This window comes from Chryseobacterium ginsenosidimutans, from assembly GCF_039536845.1.
In the GTDB taxonomy this organism is placed as follows: Bacteria; Bacteroidota; Bacteroidia; order Flavobacteriales; family Weeksellaceae; genus Chryseobacterium; species Chryseobacterium ginsenosidimutans_B.
Genome location: NZ_BAAAZJ010000003.1, coordinates 188,198 through 206,562 on the forward strand (window position 1 = coordinate 188,198; position 18,365 = coordinate 206,562).

Here is an 18,365-nt window from a genome sequence, read left to right on the forward strand (position 1 = left end):
AATCATCATCAAAAAATTATCATGAATAAATTCATTAAAAATATAATTGCTTTTTCGTTAAAAAATAAAGCATTTACCTTTATTTGGGTGGCTGTTTTGGCGGTCGCGGGATTTATAAGTTTCAAAAATATGCCTATCGAAGCTTTTCCGGATGTTACCAATACCCAAATTGTCATCATAACCCAATGGAATGGGCGAAGTGCGGAAGAAGTAGAACGTTTTGTAACCACTCCCATCGAATTGGCGATGAGTCCGGTTCAGAAGAAAACCAGCGTGAGAAGTACCACGATGTTCGGACTTTCCATTGTTAAAATTCTTTTTGACGATGGAGTAGACGATACTTTTGCCAGAAATCAGGTGAATAATCAATTGCGAACAGTCAGTCTTCCGGATGAAGTTGATCCCGAAGTTCAGCCGCCTTACGGACCGACCGGAGAGATTTTCAGATATACTTTACAGAGTAAAAAGAAAGATTCCCGAGAATTATTAACCTTGCAAAACTGGGTGATCGACAGAGCTTTAAGAGGCGTTCCCGGAGTTGCGGACATCAATGTTTTCGGAGGTCAGGACAAAGTTTTTGAATTAAGTATCGATCCGAGAGCTTTGGATAAATATAATCTGACCCCGCTTCAGGTTTATGATGCTGTAACGAAGAGTAACTTAAATGTCGGCGGTGACGTTATCGAAAAAAACGGACAGGCTTATGTTGTTCGGGGGATTGGCTTGGTAAAATCTGTCGCAGATATTGGCAATATTACCATCGAAAATGATAACGGAAATCCTGTTTTGGTTAAAAATGTTGCCGATGTTCACGAAAGTTCGATGCCTAGAGTAGGACAGGCTGGCTTGAATAATCAGGAAGATACGGTGGAAGGGATTGTTGTAATGAGAAAAGGCGAAAACCCGCGTGAAGTTTTGGTTGGAGTAAAAGCTAAAATTAAAGAACTCAATGAAAAGATCCTTCCGAAAGATGTGAAAATGGTGACTTTCTACGACCGCGATAATCTGATGGATTTCACAACTGAAACCGTGATGCACAATTTACTGGAAGGAATTATTCTGGTAACAGTAATCGTTTTGATTTTCATGGCAGACTGGAGAACGACATTAATCGTGTCTATTATTATTCCGTTATCCTTATTATTTGCTTTCTTATGTTTAAAAATGGCAGGAATGAGTGCAAATTTACTCTCACTCGGAGCGGTCGATTTCGGAATCATCATCGACGGAGCCGTCGTCATGGTCGAAGGACTTTTTGTAATGCTCGACCACAAAGCACATAAATACGGCGATGAGAAGTTCAATAAAATGGCAAAAGGAGGTTGGATCAAGCAAACAGGAACCGGTTTGGGAAAAGCTATTTTCTTTTCAAAATTAATCATCATCACTTCATTAATCCCGATTTTTTCATTCCAGAAAGTGGAGGGGAAAATGTTTTCACCATTGGCATTTACATTAGGTTTTGCATTAATGGGTGCTTTGATTTTCACCTTGACATTGGTTCCTGTCCTTTCACATATCCTTTTAAATAAAAATGTGAAGGAAAAAAATAATCCTTTTGTTAATTTTTGGGATAGAATTGTATTAAAAGGCTTCAACTATACTTTTAGACATAAAAAAATGAGTTTAATTGTTGCCATTTCATTCTTGGCAGTTACATTATTCTCAGGAAAGTTTTTAGGAACAGAATTTTTACCGCAGTTAAATGAAGGATCACTTTGGATCACCGCAGAAATGCCGATGAGTTCATCATTAAAAGAATCATTAAAAACTGCTGATCTTTTAAAGAAAGACATTATGAGCTTCTCGGAAGTGACGGATGTTCTCGCACAGACAGGGAGAAGCAACGACGGAACTGACCCGAACGGATTTGGATTTGTACAGTTTGCTGTAAATCTTAAGCCAAAAGCAGATTGGAAACGAAAGATTACTTACGAAGAATTAATTGAGGAAATTGATAAAAAGCTGAGAACATATCAGGGAATTACGTTCAATTATTCTCAGCCGATTTCTGATAACGTTGCGGAAGCAGTGGCTGGTTTTAAAGCTGAAAACGGTATTAAAATCTATGGTGACAATCTTGAAACGCTGGATAAATTAGCCGAGGAAGTTTTAAAACAAATTAAAAATGTAGATGGGGTAAAAGATCCCGGAATCATTAAAAATATTGGTCAGCCGGAAGTAAGTGTTGTTCTTGACAGAGATAAAATGGCAGCTTACGGAGTCATGCCTGCAGATGCACAGGCGGTTTTGGAAATGGCTTTTGGAGGAAAGACAGCTTCAGAAATGTTTGACGGTGAAAGAAAATTCCCGATTCGTCTCCGCTATTCTCAGGAGTACAGAAAAGATGAAAATGATATCGCAGCGTTAATGGTTCCAACGCAAGACGGAGCAAAAATTCCGTTAAAAGAAATCAGTACTATCGAAAAAGATAATGGTGCAGCGTTTATTTATAGAGATGATATTAAAAGATATATTGGGGTAAAATTCTCAATTCGAGATCGGGATTTGGGAAGTACGATTGCAGATGCTCAAAAAGAGGTCGCTAAAATTGATCTTCCGGATGGTTATTCTGTGGGTTGGACTGGTCAGTTTGAAAATCAGCAACGGGCTTCAAAACGATTGACTCAGGTTGTGCCGATCAGTATTTTAGGGATTTTCTTTCTTTTATTTATTCTTTTCGGAAACATGAAAGATTCTCTTTTGGTTTTGGCGAATGTGCCTTTTGCGTTAATTGGCGGAATTATCGCTTTACATGTAACGGGAATCAATTTTGGAATTTCTGCAGGAGTGGGAATGATCGCATTGCTTGGAATCTGTATTCAGAATGGAGTGATTCTCATCACGGAATTCCATCAGAATGTCAAAAACGGATTAAATTTAGATGAATCCATATTGCAAGGTGTAAAATCAAGAACCAGACCTGTAATCATGACAGCTTTAATGGCTTCAATAGGATTAATGCCTGCTGCATTGTCAACTGGTATCGGTTCAGAATCTCAAAAACCTTTGGCAATCGTGATCATTGGAGGATTGATTACGGCGACAGTTTTAACATTATTAATTTTTCCAATCATTTTCTGGATATTCAACAGAACCAAAAAATCACAGCAGATTTAACTATTCTTTCAATTATTATATTAATCGAAGCGCGGAAAACTTTGTTTTCCGCGCTTCACCATTATTGAAATAAAAATATATGAGTTTAAAACCCTAATCCCACTGCAAAAGCTTTTACAGTATTTGGATAATCTGCAACTGAAGTTGCAGCTCCTGTTGTAGTATTGATAGTATAAATTTTTGTAGCCGAACCTACCGAAGCCATTAAATATGCTTTCTGGCTCATGCTTCCGATATCAAAACCATTGGCATTGGTAATATTAATTCCTAAAGAACCAGTTTCTACTAAAGTTCCGTTATTAGGCGGATTTTGCTGATATAATTTATCAGTATTATGATCGATAACAAATAGAGTAGTAGCGGTTGTTCCTGCAAAGTTATTGGTATAAGCTGCAGCGCTTATCATTGCTCCTGCAGGATTAATTGTAGTGTCAACCGCTGTAATCCCGCCGGTAACAGGGTCTAAACGAAGATTTTGTCCGGTGTTGCTTACAACTCTTATTTTGTCGACGCTTGGATTAAAATCAAAACCAAAATCTGTTCCCAATAATAATGTTGAGAACGGTGAGCTTCCCACTTGTGTTGCTGCTCCGGTTCCTAAATTAATCGTATAAATCCTGCTTGAGCTTCCTAAAGCGTATAATTGTCCGTTTAAAGGGCGGAAATCAATTCCTAAAATATTTTCACCACTCTGCAATCCTGCGATCGTTTTTGAAACAGGCATCGGACTGTTAGGATTGAATATTTGAAGAGTATTTGAATTATCCACAGCATAAGCAACGGCTTCAGTCGGAATGGCAAGATCAATAACAGAATGTTGAAGCGAACCAATTATACTTGTTTTTCCGTTGGTGAGATCTAATAAATGAAGTTTATCATTTAGAGCCAATAATGCTACGCTGTTATCAGGATTAATATCAAAAGCGGCCTGCCCTGTAAAAGTTGTTCCCAAACTTCCTACTTCAACCAGTGTTCCGTTGTTGGGAGGATCTTGTTTAAAAAGTTTTCCCGAAGACATATCAATATCATAGAGAATGGTAGAAGAAGCTCCGGCTTTACTGTTCGTATAAGCAATTCCTGTAATCATAGGTGTTCCTGAACCTGTAATATTGATGTCTGCTGCTGCAGTAGCACCTGTTTCCGGGTGTAAACGAAGATTTTGCCCTGTATTGCTTACCAAACGGATTCTGTCAACGGTAGGGTTGAAATCAATAGAAGCAATAGTTCCGGAGATTGCAGGACTAAACGCTGTGGAATTTACAATTCTTGCAGATGCATTAACTGTATTAATGATATACAATTTACTTGCATTAGATAAGGCATAAAGTTCACCGGTGGCCGGTCTGAAATCAATGCTCATCAGTTTTTCACCTGCCATAATACCTGTCACAGCGGTTTTTGAGATTGACATCGTCGGATTTTTAGCATTAAATGCTACCAGTTCATTTGCATTGGTAATTCCGTAAACTACAAGATCCGGTCCTTGTACGGTATTGTTGTTTCCTGACATATTCATATCATCAGAATCATCACAGGAAAATAAAATAACAGATGCGAATAATGCGAGAGATAGGTGTAATAGTTTTTTCATAATATTTATTTTGATTGTGTTTTTATATACGAGATCAGATGAGATATAGATTTATTAGTTCAACTTTTTAGCACTTTTTTGTTATAAAAAATAATAATCATTTCTTTATGTACTGATTATTAATAGGATTGGTTTTATTTTTATAAAACATAGAATAAGGATTTTTTCAATTAAGAAAAATGTGTAAATTTGCAGTCTCAATACATTGAAATATAAGGTTTGTACTTCATTTGATTTGAATATTGAATTTTTTTTTCATAAAAAGACTTTGATATTTAAAAATTCATTATATTTGCACACCGAAAATTTGAATAAACAATAAATAAATAATTTAAATCATGGCAAAGGAAACGTTTAATCGTAACAAACCACACTTGAACATTGGTACTATTGGTCACGTTGACCATGGTAAAACTACACTTACTGCAGCGATTTCTGCTGTATTGGCTAGCAAAGGTCTTGCTGAGAAAAAAGATTTCTCTGCTATTGACTCTGCTCCAGAAGAAAAAGAAAGAGGTATCACTATCAATACTGCTCACATTGAGTACGAAACTGAAAATAGACACTATGCTCACGTTGACTGTCCAGGTCACGCGGATTATGTAAAGAACATGGTAACGGGTGCTGCTCAGATGGACGGTGCAATCGTTGTATGTGCTGCTACTGACGGTCCAATGCCTCAGACAAGAGAGCACATCTTGCTTTGTCGTCAGGTAAATGTACCTAGAATCGTTGTTTTCATGAACAAAGTTGACATGGTAGATGATGAGGAATTATTAGAGCTTGTTGAAATGGAACTTAGAGATCTATTGTCTACTTACGAGTACGATGGAGATAACTCTCCGGTAATCGCAGGTTCTGCACTTGGAGCTCTTACTGCAGCTACAAATGGTAACTCTGATGACAAATGGTTCAAAAGTGTTGAAACATTAATGGATGCTGTTGATACTTGGATTGAACTTCCAGTAAGAGATCAGGATAAGCCATTCTTGATGCCTATCGAAGATGTATTCTCTATTACAGGTAGAGGTACTGTAGCAACAGGTAGAATTGAAGCTGGTGTTATCAATACAGGTGATCCTGTTGATATCGTTGGTATGGGTGATGAAAAATTAACTTCTACTATTACAGGAGTTGAGATGTTCAGAAAAATCCTAGACAGAGGTGAAGCTGGAGATAACGTAGGTCTATTGTTGAGAGGTATTGAAAAAACTGACATCAAGAGAGGTATGGTTATCGCTAAGAAAGATTCTGTTAAACCACACAAAAAATTCAAAGCTGAGGTTTATATCCTTTCTAAAGAAGAAGGTGGACGTCACACTCCATTCCACAACAAATACCGTCCTCAGTTCTATGTAAGAACTACTGACGTTACAGGTGAGATCTTCTTACCAGAAGGTGTAGAAATGGTAATGCCTGGTGATAACTTAACTATTACAGTAGAATTGTTACAGCCAATCGCTCTTAACGACGGACTTAGATTCGCGATCAGAGAAGGAGGTAGAACAGTTGGAGCTGGTCAGGTTACTGAAATCTTAGACTAATCATCTTAATATAATTAAAGTTCCGTAAGGAAACTTACGGAACTTTTAATCTACGGGCATCGTCCAATGGTAGGATACCGGTCTCCAACACCGTTGATCAGGGTTCGAATCCTTGTGCCCGTGCAAAATACAATTATGAGTTCATTAATCAATTTTTTAAAAGGTTCTTATAACGAATTCAGACATAAAGTTGAATGGCCAAAATGGTCTGATCTGCAATCTTCTACAATTGTAGTTACTATTGCAACAGTTATTCTGGCATTATTTACGTTTGGTGTTGACGAATTGTTTTCTAAAGCAGTCAGCAACATAATAGGAATGCTAATCAACTTGTTCAATTAATAATAAAAGTATTTTCCCATAATGAGCGAATTGAAATGGTATGTGCTGAAAGCTATCAGCGGACAGGAAAATAAAGTGAAAAACTATATTGAGACAGAAATCAAACGTTTAGGGTTTGAGCAGTACGTTACTCAAGTGGTTATTCCTATGGAAAAGGTTATTCAGATTAGAAACGGTAAAAAAGTTCCTAAAGAGAGACCTTACTATCCTGGATACTTAATGATTGAAGCTGATCTGATGGGGGAAATTCCTCATGCTATTAAGAATATTCCCGGAGTTATTTCTTTCTTAAGTTTAACAAAAGGAGGAGATCCTGTTCCAATGAGAAAATCAGAAGTGAACAGAATGCTTGGTAGAATGGATGAATTATCAGAATTTGCAAGCGATGTTGAAATTCCTTACATAGTGGGAGAAAACGTTAAAGTAATCGACGGACCATTTAACGGATTCAACGGAACAGTCGAAAAAATTCTTGAAGATAAAAAGAAAATTGAAGTTTCTGTTCTTATCTTCGGTAGAAAAACTCCGATGGAGCTTAGCTACATGCAGGTAGAAAAAGTATAATAAATACTAAAAATAGTATAAGACCACTTATTGCAAAATGAGTGGTTTTTTATTTTATATGAAAAAATTATGAAAAATACGGAGTATCAATTTGCTATTTCAAAAATAATTCATAATTTTGCAATCCGAAAAGTAGGCTTACTTTATGTGAGTGCGGTAACCTACTGAATAATAAATGCTTCCAAACTCATTAATTATTCAAATTTAAAAAACAAACAATGGCTAAGAAAGTCTTTAAAATGGTAAAGCTTCAGGTGAAAGGTGGCGCAGCTAACCCTTCTCCACCAGTAGGTCCGGCATTAGGTTCTGCAGGTGTGAACATCATGGAGTTTTGTAAGCAATTTAACGGAAGAACTCAAGATAAGCCAGGACAAGTTTTACCTGTAGTAATTACAGTATACGAAGACAAATCTTTTGAATTCGTTATTAAAACTCCTCCTGCAGCAATCCAGTTAATGGATGCGGCTAAAATCAAGGGTGGTTCTGGAGAACCAAACAGAAACAAAGTAGGTGCTGTATCTTGGGATCAGGTGAAGAAAATCGCTGAAGATAAAATGACTGACCTTAACTGCTTTACAATGGATTCTGCAGTTTCTATGGTTGCAGGTACTGCTAGATCTATGGGATTAAGAGTAACAGGAACTAAACCAACTTTTAACGCTTAAAACTAATAGAAATGGCAAAATTGACTAAAAAGCAAAAGGAAGCTTTAAGCAAAGTAGAAAAAGGAAGAATCTATAACCTTGAAGAAGGTTCAGCTCTTGTAAAAGAAGTGAACACTGCAAAGTTTGATGCTTCTGTAGATATTGCTGTAAGATTGGGTGTAGATCCGAGAAAAGCAAACCAAATGGTAAGAGGTGTTGTATCTCTTCCTCATGGTACTGGTAAAGATGTTAAAGTATTGGCTTTAGTAACTCCGGATAAAGAAGCAGAAGCTAAAGAAGCTGGTGCTGATTATGTAGGTCTAGACGAATACTTACAAAAAATAAAAGACGGTTGGACAGATGTTGACGTTATCGTTACTATGCCGGCTGTTATGGGTAAATTAGGACCTTTGGGTAGAGTTTTAGGACCAAGAGGTTTAATGCCTAACCCTAAATCAGGTACTGTAACTATGGAAATTGGTAAAGCAGTAACTGAAGTAAAAGCTGGTAAAATTGATTTCAAAGTAGACAAGTACGGTATTATCCACGCTGGTATTGGTAAAGTATCTTTCGATGCTGCTAAAATCAAGGAAAATGCTCAGGAATTGATCCAGACTTTGATTAAAATGAAACCGACTGCTGCTAAAGGTACTTATGTAAAAAGCATCTATTTGTCTTCTACAATGAGTCCTGGTATCGCAATTGACACTAAATCTGTTAACTAATAATAATCCTTAAGACAATGACAAAAGACCAAAAAGTTGTAGCAATACAAGAGATCAAAGATTTGCTTCAGGATGCTAAAGTAGTTTATGTAGCAGATCTAGATGGTTTGAACGCTGCGAAATCATCAGATTTCAGAAGACAGGCTTTCAAGCAGAATATTAAAGTGAAAGTAGTAAAAAATACACTTTTACAAAAAGCAATGGAGCAAATGGAAGGAGTAGATTACTCTGAAATGTTTGAAACGTTCAAAGGAAACTCAGCATTAATGATTTCTGATACGGCAAACGCTCCTGCTAAATTAATCCAAGGGTTCAGAAAGAAAGAAGAGAAGCCGGCATTGAAGTCTGCTTTTGTTCAGGAAACGTTCTATGTTGGTGACGAAAACTTAGCTGCACTTGCTAACATCAAGTCTAGAGAAGAAATGATCGGAGAAATCATCGGATTACTTCAGTCTCCAATCCAGAGAGTTGTTTCTGCTCTTCAAAACAAATCTGAAACAGTAGAGGCTAAAGCTGAAGAAGCTGCACCTGCTGTAGAAGAAACTCCTGCTGAAGCGGCTCCAGAAGCTCCTGCTGCAGAAAGCACTGACGAAACGCCAGCTGCTGAATAATTATACTCAAAAAATAAATACATAATCAACAAAAAACATTACAACAATGTCAGATTTAAAAAATTTAGCTGAAACGCTAGTAAACTTAACAGTAAAAGACGTAAACGAATTAGCAACTATCCTTAAGGATGAGTACGGAATTGAGCCTGCTGCTGCTGCAGTAGTAATGGCTGGTCCTGGTGCTGAAGCTGCTGAAGAAAAGACTGAATTCGATGTAATTCTTAAGTCTGCAGGTGCATCTAAATTAGCTATCGTTAAATTGGTAAAAGATTTAACTGGTGCTGGTCTTAAAGAAGCTAAAGATATCGTAGACGGAGCTCCTGCTGCTATTAAGCAAGGTATCTCTAAAGACGAAGCTGAAGCGCTTAAGAAGCAATTAGAAGAAGCTGGTGCTGAAGTAGAATTGAAATAATTCTAGTTTACCCTAAAAATATGAAGCCTGAGCAATTTGCTCAGGCTTTTTTTATGTACATATTTAAATACTGTAATTTTTTTTCTTAAAGATAATTCATTATTGTTATTACTAGTTAAGCTGTATTTTATTATGATTAAATTATTTTTAATTTATGATTGTTTAATTTGTTTGTTTTATGTTAAACATTGCTTTTAATCAAATAAATTAATAACAAATATGTGTTTTTAATAAAAATATATTATATTTGTATCGAAAAAAAGACACACATTGGATACAAATTATTTTCTTCAAGGCAATGCTTTGGCTTTGCTCTGTGGTTTAATTTTAATAATTAAGATTAAACACGAAAGTTACGCATCTTTCAATTTTAGGATTATTAAAGAATCTAATCTTTCCAAAATATTTAGGAAACCAGTTCATAAGTCATAAGCATATTGTAAGCTTAAGATAATTTATACTGCACACACCATCTATTAATTTCATTTTATTAAAAAATGAAACTGTTATTATTCTGTCTTTTTTCCAAAAAACACACATAAAAAACAACAAATACTATTACAAATGAAAGACAAGTTATTCGGATTGACAATCTTGGCATTTTTTGGATTTACCGCAAATGCTCAAGTTGGTATCAATACAAATTTAGGACAGGCTACCCTTGATGTAGTTGGTTTTCCTGCGAATTCAGGTAAGCTTGATGGGATAATTGCTCCCAGACTTACAGGTATTCAACTGAGAGCAAAAAACTATACAACAGCTCAGACAGGAGCAATGGTATATGTAACAGTAGCAGACAGTGCTCCGGCTGGTCAGACAATTAATGTGAAAAGTTCAGGTTATTATTATTTCGATGGAAATGTTTGGGTTCAGGTAGCTCCAAGCCAGTCTTCTAACTGGAAAATTACGGGCAATACCGGAACAGCGGCGACAACGGATGCTTTAGGGACTTCAATTTCTTCTGGAAACTTTTTAGGAACAACAGATAATCAGAACTTAGTTTTAGGAACAAATAATTCTGTAAAAGCAATTCTTGATGTTAGTGGAAACTTAAAGGGAGGGAATGCAAATACTGCTGCGCCTTATGCTTCGATAACTTGGGGTTCAAATAATACATTATCAAACAATTCCTCCTCAAATATTGCCTTAGGAAAAGACAATACTGTTGCGGCACAAGCTGCCAATTTTCCTGGAGCGGCAATAGGATCCGGAAACAGTGCTTTGAGTGGAGCAAAAGTTATTGGGAATACAAATTTTGCAACGGGCGCAAACACAGTAGTTTTAGGCAATAACAATGGAAATTCAGGTGCAAATGTAAGTGGAATTAATGTAGGAAATTCAAATGCAAATTCAGGAGGTTTTGCTTTCGGAACAGGGAATAATGTTACGATGAATAATTATGCTTTCGGTAATGCCAATACAGCAAGTGGAGCAGCCGGAGCGATTGCTTTTGGCTTAAATGCAAGCGCTACAATTGCCAATCAAACAGTTTATGCCAATACGGCGCATGCATTTTCAGGACCGGGAGTAATAGGAACTGCAATTACGGATGTCGGAATCAATATGACGCCAAGTTCTACGAATATTCCTGATTTAGAAGTAAGCAGAGGTATTTTAATAAAGCCTGCAACGGCCAACCCTCCGGTTTCAACGGATTGTAACGCCAGTAATGAAGGAACAATTGTTTATGGAAAAACTTCAACTTCAGGTAATTTTTACGGCTGTAAAATATCCGGTGGTATTTACACTTGGCAACAACTTTAAAAAAACACGAACTCTAACATAAATAACTTTAAAAAAATGACAAAAAAATTATTTGGAAAAATTACGGCTTTGCTGATGTTGTTGGCAATGTCTGTGATGGCTTTCGGACAAGGCTACACGCCAATTCGAGGAATGGGTGTGGAAGCAAAACCAGTCAACGGAAGCGGTATTTGCCTTGCTTGTTACAACGGTAGCATGAATCCTGTTATTGATGCAAATCTTGATAACAGCGTAAGTATGGGTAGCTTTGCTACTTTGGTAAGTGGAAATGGTATTTCTGTAAAAAATACAAATACAATATATCCTGCAGGATTCATTACAGGATTTAACGTAGACTTGGGAACAAGCGTGATTACGGCGAGTTTCTTAAGTAATTTGAGAATAAGTACATATAAAGCAGGAGTTCTTCAGGAAAGTTCAAACAGTTCTACTTTATTATCGGTTCCGGCTTTTGGAGGGACAAAGACTAGGATTTTCTTACATTTTAAAACTACAAAGGCATTTGATGAAATAAGATTATATCAGATAAATGTGCTTTCTGTTTTCAGTGCTTTGAATATATATTATGCTTTCGCTTTCGATCCGAACAAAGTTCCTGTTGAAAATAACGGAATCTGCGATGATATCATTGCAGGAAACGGTGTAGATGGAAATATTTCAGGAAGCAGTAATTTCTTAGCACCGCTTTCTTATGTGAATGACAGGGAAAAAATTGGTGACGGAGATAAAAATTCTTATGGTTCTATTGTTTTGCCTGCTGGATTACTGGGATCTTATTCTGTTGGTGTTCTTGATAAAAACCAGATCTATCCTTCAGGAAATAAAGCTGGATTTGTAATTGAACCTGATGATCAGGGTAAATTATTAAGTGCTGAATTCTTGAAAAATATAACGATTGAAACTTATTTATTCGGTCAGCTGCAAGACTCTAAAAATTTGTCTGATGGGGGCGGGCTAATTAATATTAAAGTATTAAGATTTGGTTCAAACAAACAAAAAATTTCCCTTACAACTACAAAACCTTTTAACGAGGTTAGATTAAAAGTAACTCAGACTCTTGGTGTTAATTTGGGTGCTTTGAAAGTTTTCTACGCATTTGAAGAACCTCAGGGTTGCGATTGTAACGAATATATTCAGACTTCAGGAACAACGAAATTGGGAGATATTGTACCCGGTGCATCTTGGACAGGAGCTTCCGGAACTCTTTTCGGATTAACAAATATTACAAACACCGGAAATGTAGTTGATACGAATACTACAAATTTTGCAACGGTAAATTTTTCTCCGATTAATCTTTTGCTTCCAACAGTTAGGTTGACAGTAAAAAGTAACACAGGGGAATATCCTTCAGGAACTTTTGGCGGATTTACTTTGACAAAAAGCGCGAATCTGTTTACAGTTAATGCTTTAGATTATATCACAATTACTTTTTATAAAGGCACAACAGCTACAGAAACCCGAACTGCCGGCGGATTATTCAGTGGGCAGTTCTTTACTTCGGCGACGAATCAGTTCTATGTAGGTTTTACGGCTACAAAACCGTTTGACAGAATGAAAATCGAGATCAATCCCGGAATCGGAATCACGTTGGCTCAACAATATTACATTTATAACGCTTTTGTTCAGTTGGATGATGATCAAGACGGAGTTCCGAATTGTAATGATAAATGTCCTAATGGAAATGACAGTATTGATAATAATGGGAATGGTATTCCGGATTGTGCAGAAGGTTGTTCTGTAATAAATGACAAATCACCGATCTTGGATACAGACACAGACGGAGTTCCGGATGCTTGTGATGGAGATTCTGATAATGACGGAATTCCAGATGCTTTGGAAGATCTTAACGGAAACGGAAAATTCGAAGATGATGATGTAGATGGGGATAAATTAATTGTTGCCGAATTGGGTGATGGAATTTCAAGTTATCTTGATCTTGATTCTGATAATGACGGAATTTTAGATTTGTTTGAATCAGGAATCCCAACTTCTGTAATTGATCAGATTGATACAGATCACAACGGAATTATTGACGCTAATGTTATGACAGGAAACAACGGAATTGCAGATGTTTTGGAAACTTCACCGGATTCCGGAATTATGAAATATCCATTAAAAAATACGGATGGTGACGACAAACCCGATTTCATTGATATAAAATCTAATAATGTTGATTTTGATCTTTATGTTATCGGAAAAGACAATCTTGATGTTTTAGGCGGTGGATTTATTTCAACAATTAATGATGCGGATGCAGATGGAATTCAAGCGGTTGTAGATACAGATCTTGTTAAAAAAGGTTCTCCGAATTCACCCCTTTCTCCTTATGCTTCTTTCGCAAAAAACAGCGGATTGATGGCAAAATCTTCAATTTCAGAAGTGAAATCTGTTGCGAATGACATTAAAGTCTATCCGAATCCTGTAAAATCGGGTGATAATTTAAATATAAAATCGGCAGAAGAAGGAACATACACTTTGTTTTCTGCTCAAGGACAATTAATCAAATCAGGCAAATTCTCAAAAGATGCTGAAATAAACACATCTTCTTTGCCTACAGGTATGTATATCATAAAGGTAGAAACGAAAGAAACAGTAAAGTCATATAAGGTTATCGTGAAATAATTCTCTTAAAGCAACGTTTCTACTGAAAGAGCCACTCGAAAGAGTGGTTTTTTTGTTGGAATAAAAAATAATCTTAATACTTGATTTTCTTTAATTCAAAAATTAATCTCAGGTATTATTTGATAATTTTAAATATTAGAATTATTCAATAGTGGAGAGCCTTTTCATATTTTGGAATATTTAAACAGCTCAAAATGAAGTGATTTTAGTTTGTGATGTGATATTTTTTTTGTATCTTTGCTCCTCTTTTGGCGCGAATAATTGTTTGTAAATCTATAAAATATTGAATATCACCTCTTTCATAATAATGAAGGGGATTTCGTGTGTATAGATATTGCGGCGACTCTGCCTCAAAAGTAATAAAAATATTTTGCATTACGCTGTGAAAAGATATACCAGCGTTGCAGTTAGGAATAAGATTCTGAGAATCAAGAGAAAAAAATAAAGACTATTCTAATAGCGCCAAACATTATAAGGTCTTTTACCTTTTTTTCTTTTCTCTTTCTTGCTTTCTGATATTTTTTTATAAATCAAAATATTTTTTAACCTTTCTTAAAAGTTTTATGAGTAAAACAACACCTACAATTAGGGGAAATCAGAGAGTTAACTTCTCTTCAGCGAAAGGGAAAATCATCACTCCGGACTTCTTGGATATCCAAATCGAGTCTTTCAGTGAGTTTTTCCAGCTTGATACGCTTCCTGAAGACAGAACTGACGAAGGTTTGTACAAAACCTTCCAGGAAAATTTCCCGATTACCGATTCTAGAAACCAATTCGTATTGGAATTCTTAGATTATTTGGTAGATTCTCCACGTTATTCAATCGATGAGTGTGTGGAAAGAGGATTGACATATTCAGTTCCTCTTAAAGCAAGACTTAAATTGTATTGTACAGACCCTGAACACGAGGATTTCCAAACGGTGGTTCAGGATGTATATTTAGGGCCGGTTCCTTACATGACGCCTAGTGGATCTTTCATCATCAATGGTGCTGAAAGAGTTATTGTTACGCAGCTTCACCGTTCACCTGGTGTATTCTTCGGACAGACTTACCACGCAAACGGAACAAAATTGTATTATTCAAGAATTATCCCTTTCAAAGGATCTTGGATGGAATTTACGACAGATATCAACAGCGTAATGTACGCGTATATCGACCGTAAGAAAAAGTTACCATTAACTACTTTGTTAAGAGCTATCGGTTATGAATCTGATAAGGATATTCTTCAGATTTTCGACCTTGCTGAAGAAGTGAAAGTTTCTAAAGCTGCCCTTAAAAAAGTGGAAGGAAGAACATTGGCTGCGAGAGTATTGAACACTTGGTTCGAAGATTTCGTAGACGAAGATACGGGAGAGGTTGTTTCTATTGAAAGAAACGAAATCATCCTAGACAGAGAAACAATTCTTGAAAAAGAACATTTAGATCTTATTCTTGATGCTGGTGTGAAATCTATCCTGATTCACAAAGAAAACAGCAACGAGTTCTCTATCATCCAAAATACATTACAAAAAGACCCTACTAACTCTGAAAAAGAAGCAGTAGAGTATATTTATCGTCAGTTGAGAAATGCAGATCCGCCAGATGAGGAAACTGCAAGAGGAATCATTGAAAAATTATTCTTCTCTGAGCAAAGATATTCACTTGGTGAAGTTGGACGTTACAGACTAAACAAAAAGTTAGGTCTTAATATCCCAACTACAACTGAGGTTCTTACAAAAGAAGATATCATTGCGATCGTAAGACACTTGATCGAGCTTGTAAACTCTAAAGCTGAGGTTGATGATATCGACCACTTATCAAACAGGAGAATTAAAACTGTTGGTGAGCAATTAGCAGGACAGTTCGGTGTAGGTCTTTCAAGAATTGCCAGAACAATCAAGGAAAGAATGAACGTTAGAGATAACGAAATATTTACTCCGCTTGATCTGGTAAATGCTAAAACTTTAACATCTGTAATTAACTCGTTCTTTGGTACCAACCAGCTTTCTCAGTTTATGGACCAAACCAACCCTCTATCAGAAATCACGCACAAGCGTAGACTTTCTGCCCTAGGACCTGGTGGTTTATCAAGAGAAAGAGCAGGTTTCGAGGTTCGTGACGTTCACCATACTCACTACGGAAGAATTTGCCCGATTGAAACTCCGGAAGGACCAAACATCGGTTTGATTTCATCTTTAGGTATTTACGCTAAAATCAACAGACTAGGCTTCATCGAAACTCCATATAGAAAAGTAGAAGATAGTAAGATCGATCTTACTGCTGATCCTATTTACCTGAATGCAGAAGACGAAGAAGACAAAGTAATTGCTCAGGCAAACGTTGAGTTGAATGATAACGGTGAATTCTTAACAGACAGAATTATTGCAAGATTAGATGGCGACTACCCGGTAGTTGAGCCATCTCAGGTTAATCTTATCGACGTTGCACCAAACCAGATTTCTGGTATTTCGGCTTCATTAATTCCTTTCTTGGAACATGATGATGCAAACCGTGCATTGATGGGATCAAACATGATGCGTCAGGCAGTTCCTTTATTGAAGCCACAAGCTCCAATTGTAGGTACAGGTCTGGAACAGCAAGTTGCGAAAGATTCTAGAATTTTGATCAATGCTGAAGGTACAGGTACTGTAGAATATGTAGATGCTGATAAGATCACTATTAAATATGAAAGAAGTGAAGATGAGAATTTAGTATCATTCGAATCTGCTACTAAAACATATAACCTTACTAAGTTTAGAAAAACCAACCAAAGCACAACAATTACCCTAAGGCCAAACGTAAGAGTAGGTGATGTAGTTGAGAAAGGACAAGTACTTTGCGACGGTTATGCTACTGAAAAAGGAGAATTAGCTCTTGGTAGAAACTTAGTGGTTGCCTTCATGCCTTGGAAAGGATACAACTTTGAGGATGCGATCGTAATTAATGAAAAAGTTGTTCGTGAAGACTGGTTTACTTCAATCCACGTGGATGAGTATTCTCTTGAAGTTCGTGATACCAAATTAGGTATGGAAGAATTGACGGCAGATATTCCAAACGTTTCTGAAGAAGCTACTAAAGATCTTGACGAAAACGGTATGATCAGAATTGGTGCTGAAGTGAAGCCTGGAGATATTATGATCGGTAAGATTACTCCAAAAGGTGAATCTGACCCGACTCCTGAAGAAAAACTTCTTAGAGCGATCTTTGGTGACAAAGCCGGTGATGTTAAGGATGCTTCATTGAAAGCTGACTCTTCATTAAGAGGTGTTGTGATCAACAAAAAATTGTTCTCTAGAAATATTAAAGATAAAAAGAAAAGAACTGAAGAAAAACTTAAGCTTGAAGAGATTGAAAACACTTACAAGGCTAAGTTTGATGAGTTGAGAAATACTTTAATTGAAAAATTAAATACACTGGTAAGTGGTAAAACTTCTCAGGGAGTTACCAACGACCTTGATGAGGAAATCATCGGAAAAGGTGTAAAATTCACTCACAAATTATTGACTTCAGTTGAAGATTATGTAAACGTTAGCGGTTCAGACTGGACGGTTGATAACGATAAGAATGAATTAATCAAACAGTTAATTCACAATTATAAAATCAAATTCAACGATATTCAAGGAGTTAAAAACCGTGAGAAATTCGCAATTTCTATCGGAGATGAGCTTCCTGCAGGGATCATGAAGTTGGCTAAGGTTTACATCGCTAAAAAACGTAAGCTGAATGTAGGGGATAAAATGGCAGGACGTCACGGTAACAAAGGTATCGTTTCAAGAATCGTTCGTGAAGAAGATATGCCATTCCTTGAAGATGGAACACCGGTAGATATCGTATTGAATCCACTTGGGGTACCTTCTCGTATGAACATCGGTCAGATTTATGAAACAGTTCTTGGATGGGCTGGTCAGAAATTAGGATTGACGTTCGCTACACCAATCTTTGATGGGGCAACTCTTGATCAGATCACTGAATATACTGAGAAAGCAGGAGTTCCTAAATTCGGTCACACTCACCTTTATGATGGTGGTACCGGAGAAAGATTTACACAGGCTGCGACAGTGGGTATCATCTATATGTTGAAATTAGGACACATGGTTGATGACAAAATGCACGCACGTTCTATCGGACCTTACTCATTGATTACTCAACAGCCGTTAGGAGGTAAAGCTCAGTTCGGAGGTCAGAGATTCGGAGAGATGGAGGTTTGGGCGCTTGAAGCATTTGGAGCATCAAATATCTTGAGAGAGATCCTTACTGTGAAGTCGGATGACGTGATTGGTAGAGCAAAAACTTATGAAGCAATTGCAAAAGGTGAATCTATGCCAGAACCTGGTATTCCGGAATCATTCAATGTATTACTTCACGAGTTACAAGGACTTGGACTTGATGTAAGACTTGAGGAATAATTTTAAATTTTGAGTGTTGAATTTTGAATCAATTCAGAATT

General features: G+C 36.7%; 12 protein-coding genes and 1 tRNA gene. 12 read left to right on the top strand and 1 reads right to left on the bottom strand.

The features are described 5' to 3' along the window. Nucleotides 1–21: 21 nt before the first annotated feature. On the top strand, nt 22–3,120 hold the full coding sequence (locus ABD745_RS00960; RefSeq protein WP_344823808.1) for an efflux RND transporter permease subunit: 3,099 nt from the start codon (nt 22–24) through the stop codon (nt 3,118–3,120). 85 nt (nt 3,121–3,205) lie between these two features. On the opposite strand, the gene ABD745_RS00965 is transcribed toward ABD745_RS00960, so the two are convergent. After that, nucleotides 3,206–4,711 carry a DUF4394 domain-containing protein gene (locus ABD745_RS00965; protein ID WP_344823811.1) on the bottom strand — a complete coding sequence of 502 codons (1,506 nt, stop codon included), beginning with the start codon at nt 4,709–4,711 and terminating at the stop codon, nt 3,206–3,208. A 338-nt stretch (nt 4,712–5,049) separates the two neighbouring features. On the opposite strand from ABD745_RS00965, the gene tuf reads away from it, so the two are divergent. The 11 genes from tuf (at nt 5,050) to rpoB (ending at nt 18,324) form a co-directional block, all read left to right on the top strand. After that, nucleotides 5,050–6,255, top strand: a complete 1,206-nt coding sequence (gene tuf / locus ABD745_RS00970; RefSeq protein WP_047399343.1) for an elongation factor Tu — start codon at nt 5,050–5,052, stop codon at nt 6,253–6,255. 52 nt (nt 6,256–6,307) lie between these two features. After that, nucleotides 6,308–6,378, top strand: a tRNA-Trp gene (locus ABD745_RS00975). Between the two features lie 12 nt (nt 6,379–6,390). Then, a complete protein-coding gene (gene secE, locus ABD745_RS00980; RefSeq protein ID WP_047399906.1) occupies nt 6,391–6,597 on the top strand; it encodes a preprotein translocase subunit SecE in 207 nt (68 codons plus the stop codon). Between the two features lie 21 nt (nt 6,598–6,618). Beyond that, nucleotides 6,619–7,161 (top strand): transcription termination/antitermination protein NusG, encoded by a 543-nt coding sequence (gene nusG / locus ABD745_RS00985; protein ID WP_027388021.1) that lies wholly within the window; start codon nt 6,619–6,621, stop codon nt 7,159–7,161. A gap of 218 nt (nt 7,162–7,379) precedes the next feature. Next, a complete protein-coding gene (rplK, locus tag ABD745_RS00990; protein WP_047399346.1) occupies nt 7,380–7,826 on the top strand; it encodes a 50S ribosomal protein L11 in 447 nt (148 codons plus the stop codon). 11 nt (nt 7,827–7,837) lie between these two features. Next, nucleotides 7,838–8,530, top strand: coding sequence for a 50S ribosomal protein L1 (rplA, locus tag ABD745_RS00995; RefSeq protein ID WP_062697382.1), 693 nt, complete (start codon nt 7,838–7,840; stop codon nt 8,528–8,530). A gap of 17 nt (nt 8,531–8,547) precedes the next feature. Then, on the top strand, nt 8,548–9,141 hold the full coding sequence (gene rplJ, locus ABD745_RS01000) for a 50S ribosomal protein L10 (protein ID WP_344823833.1): 594 nt from the start codon (nt 8,548–8,550) through the stop codon (nt 9,139–9,141). A 46-nt stretch (nt 9,142–9,187) separates the two neighbouring features. After that, entirely contained in the window at nt 9,188–9,553 is a 366-nt protein-coding gene (gene rplL, locus ABD745_RS01005) for a 50S ribosomal protein L7/L12 (RefSeq protein ID WP_047399349.1), read from the top strand. 564 nt (nt 9,554–10,117) lie between these two features. Further along, nucleotides 10,118–11,317 (top strand): hypothetical protein, encoded by a 1,200-nt coding sequence (locus ABD745_RS01010; protein ID WP_344823840.1) that lies wholly within the window; start codon nt 10,118–10,120, stop codon nt 11,315–11,317. A 36-nt stretch (nt 11,318–11,353) separates the two neighbouring features. Further along, nucleotides 11,354–13,939 carry a T9SS type A sorting domain-containing protein gene (locus ABD745_RS01015; RefSeq protein ID WP_344823843.1) on the top strand — a complete coding sequence of 862 codons (2,586 nt, stop codon included), beginning with the start codon at nt 11,354–11,356 and terminating at the stop codon, nt 13,937–13,939. Nucleotides 13,940–14,502: 563 nt separating this feature from the next. After that, nucleotides 14,503–18,324, top strand: coding sequence for a DNA-directed RNA polymerase subunit beta (gene rpoB / locus ABD745_RS01020; protein WP_344823846.1), 3,822 nt, complete (start codon nt 14,503–14,505; stop codon nt 18,322–18,324). Nucleotides 18,325–18,365: the final 41 nt, after the last annotated feature.

What these genes read in the sequence shown, in the direction of transcription:
- ABD745_RS00960 (WP_344823808.1), top strand. Translation starts at nt 22, where the DNA reads ATGAATAAATTCATTAAAAATATAATTGCTTTTTCGTTAAAAAATAAA.
- ABD745_RS00965 (WP_344823811.1), bottom strand. Translation starts at nt 4,711, where the DNA reads ATGAAAAAACTATTACACCTATCTCTCGCATTATTCGCATCTGTTATT.
- tuf (WP_047399343.1), top strand. Translation starts at nt 5,050, where the DNA reads ATGGCAAAGGAAACGTTTAATCGTAACAAACCACACTTGAACATTGGT.
- secE (WP_047399906.1), top strand. Translation starts at nt 6,391, where the DNA reads ATGAGTTCATTAATCAATTTTTTAAAAGGTTCTTATAACGAATTCAGA.
- nusG (WP_027388021.1), top strand. Translation starts at nt 6,619, where the DNA reads ATGAGCGAATTGAAATGGTATGTGCTGAAAGCTATCAGCGGACAGGAA.
- rplK (WP_047399346.1), top strand. Translation starts at nt 7,380, where the DNA reads ATGGCTAAGAAAGTCTTTAAAATGGTAAAGCTTCAGGTGAAAGGTGGC.
- rplA (WP_062697382.1), top strand. Translation starts at nt 7,838, where the DNA reads ATGGCAAAATTGACTAAAAAGCAAAAGGAAGCTTTAAGCAAAGTAGAA.
- rplJ (WP_344823833.1), top strand. Translation starts at nt 8,548, where the DNA reads ATGACAAAAGACCAAAAAGTTGTAGCAATACAAGAGATCAAAGATTTG.
- rplL (WP_047399349.1), top strand. Translation starts at nt 9,188, where the DNA reads ATGTCAGATTTAAAAAATTTAGCTGAAACGCTAGTAAACTTAACAGTA.
- ABD745_RS01010 (WP_344823840.1), top strand. Translation starts at nt 10,118, where the DNA reads ATGAAAGACAAGTTATTCGGATTGACAATCTTGGCATTTTTTGGATTT.
- ABD745_RS01015 (WP_344823843.1), top strand. Translation starts at nt 11,354, where the DNA reads ATGACAAAAAAATTATTTGGAAAAATTACGGCTTTGCTGATGTTGTTG.
- rpoB (WP_344823846.1), top strand. Translation starts at nt 14,503, where the DNA reads ATGAGTAAAACAACACCTACAATTAGGGGAAATCAGAGAGTTAACTTC.